The 2,581-nt window shown below is 64.3% G+C and carries 3 protein-coding genes; 1 reads left to right on the top strand and 2 read right to left on the bottom strand.

Features of this window, described 5'->3' with window-relative positions; genetic code table 11:
* A partial coding sequence (locus VEI45_RS24355) for an acyl-CoA dehydrogenase family protein (RefSeq protein ID WP_324857080.1) occupies positions 1-905 on the bottom strand: 905 nt, incomplete at its 3' end.
* Positions 906-1,275: 370 nt separating this feature from the next.
* On the opposite strand from VEI45_RS24355, the gene VEI45_RS24360 reads away from it, so the two are divergent.
* On the top strand, positions 1,276-2,088 hold the full coding sequence (locus tag VEI45_RS24360) for an enoyl-CoA hydratase/isomerase family protein (RefSeq protein WP_324857081.1): 813 nt from the start codon (positions 1,276-1,278) through the stop codon (positions 2,086-2,088).
* Between the two features lie 49 nt (positions 2,089-2,137).
* Here the strand turns inward: VEI45_RS24360 and VEI45_RS24365 are convergent.
* Positions 2,138-2,581: VOC family protein (locus VEI45_RS24365; RefSeq protein WP_324857082.1), on the bottom strand; the 444-nt coding region annotated here is incomplete at its 5' end.

The raw sequence follows: 2,581 nt of genomic DNA on the forward strand, positions 1-2,581 counted from the left end.
GCGTCGATCGCCCTGGCCACGGCCAGCGAAAGCCGGCGCAGCACCCAGTACTGGGCCGCGAGCTCGCCGATCAGCCGGCTTCCGACCGGACTGGCGGCCAGGTCTGGCCACTCGCGGATGAACTCCTGAACGAGCAGGAAGGTTGAGATCCACCGGTCTGGGCCGCTGCGCTCGAAGGCCAACTCGTTGGCGTTCTGGGCCCAACCTTGCCCTATTTCGCCGATCACCATCTCGTCCGACACCAGCACGCCGTCAAGGACCACCTCGGCGAAGTGGTCGGTGCTGCCGTCCAGGTAGGGGATCGGCTTGACCGTCACGCCAGGGCTGCGCATATCGATCAGGAATCGGCTCAGCCCCACATGGCGGGCGCCCTCCCCGGTTCGACACAGCGCAATCATGAAGTCGGCGCGCATCGCGTTACTCGTCCACACCTTGACGCCCGACACCCGCCAGCCGTCCCCGTCGCGCACACCCCGAGTCCGCACCGACGCGAGGTCGCTTCCGGCGTCCGGCTCGCTCATGCCGATGCAAAAACACAACTCTCCCCGGCAGATTCGAGGTAACAGCCACCGCTTCTGTTCCTCGGTGCCATAACGCAGGAGCACCGGGGCGATCTGCCGGTCGGCCACCCAGTGATGCCCAACTGGGGCGCCCCAGCGCAGCAGCTCTTCGACGACGACAAAGCGGTCGACGGCGGTGGCGTCGCGGCCTCCGTAGCGCGCGGGGACCGCCATGCCGATCCAGCCACGCTGCGCCAGCGCGGCGGAGAACTTTGGATTGACCTCGGCGCCCATCCCCAGGCCGGGCTCGAATGTCCCCCAGGGCAGTGTCTCGACCAGGAAGGAGCGAACCTGCTCCCGCAATTCCAGCTCAGGGGCGGTGAGCGCGGCTGGCGACGTGACCATACTTGGCAGGCTAATCACAACCTTGCTCTGAAGCGAGGAAAGTTGCCGCCGCCCAGGGCGCGACCAGTCAGCCCGTTCCTCTAGAGCCAGAAGTATCTCGACACTCGGAATGATGGATCACGAGTAATCCCCATATCTCCTGCAGGACGGACACTTTCGCCAATTCAAGCCGGTCACGCGAGCTTAGCGAAAATCTAGGCTAGCGGGGGAGTGGAGCACCCCCGACGTCGGTGATCAAGCGGGGGAACTCAAAGCAGGCCGTGCCGCGCAGGCTTTCGTCCGTATTGCTGAGACGCACGCACTGGGGCGTCTCGCCGAGATCCAGGTGGCGTTTCCCGCCGTGATCTGGGTCGGGGTAATTATGGGAGTCATGAGCTACGAGACCCTGAAGTACGAGCAAGATGAGCACGTCGTTGTCCTCACCTACAATCGGCCCGAGCAGCACAACGCCATAAGCCGTCGCATGAACGCTGAGCTCCACGAGGCGTTTCAGCGCTTCCGCGATGACGACAGCGCCTTTGTTCTGGTGATCACCGGTGCCGGCGAGACGACTTTCTGCGCGGGCTGGGATCTGCAGGACGCCGCGGAGTTGACCGAGCTTGGCGACTTCGATCAGTACCGCAAAGACCTCTATAACCTTCCCGGCGTCTGCGGCTACACCCGCCGCGTCGATATCTTCAAGCCGATCATCGCGGCGGTGAACGGCTATGCCTTCGCCGCCGGGCTCGAGACCGCGATGCTCGCCGACATCCGCATCGGCGCGGAGAACGCCGAGTTCGGCGCGCTAGAGCGGCGCTGGAACATCGTTGCCGGCGACGGGCTGACTGTGCGGCTGCCGCTCATCGTCGGGTTCGCCAAGGCGATGGAGCTCATCATCACCGGCCGGCGCATCGACGTCCTCGAAGCCGAGCGCATCGGCCTGGTCAATGAGGTGGTGCCGCGCGGCAAGGCGCTGGAGCGCGCGGTGGCGCTCGCGCACGAGATCGCCGCGCTGCCGCAGGGCGCCATCCGCTCCGACAAGGAGTGCCTGCTGCGCCACGTCGGCCGCACCCTGGAAGAACGGCTGCGCATCGAAGCGGAGATGATCATCTCGATGTTCATGCGCCGCGACAAACACTCCTTCGGCGCGGCGTCGTTCAAGGCCGGAAACCTCGAGCCCAACTGGCCTAATCACGGCCTCTAACCCGTAATGGTCACGCTTCTACCGAACAGCTTCGCCGCCAACGAGGCGGCTACGGGGTGCGATACCCGTCGCGAGTGAGGATACGGATGGGGTCGGCGCCATCCCAGTCGGCGCACGTCCGCGAAATTTTGGATAGGTTGGCCCGAAAACTGGCCTTCTCCTCGACGACTTCGGTGAAAAACCCGAAGTGGTCGGTGGTGTCGAAGAAGGCGACCCGTTGGCCGGGGGTGGTGAATTCACATGCCAGTTCGTAGCCCGTCCCCAGGTAGTGCGCCTTCTTTCCGTCATACTCGCGCGTCAGCGTAGACACCTGGTGAAAGCCCGACTTGGTGAAGTCGTGGAGATTGTGCAGATCTCGGAAAACGCTCGGCCCATCCGTGTAGTCCCGAATCAGCTCGATCTGCACGGGTCCGGCTTGGGCCACCCCGATGTGGATGTCAACATTGGCGTTGCGGCCACGGTAGCGGCAAGAATTGTGGACTCGAGGCATGAT

The sequence above is a fragment of the Mycobacterium sp. genome (assembly GCF_035623875.1).
Lineage (GTDB): Bacteria > Actinomycetota > Actinomycetes > Mycobacteriales > Mycobacteriaceae > Mycobacterium.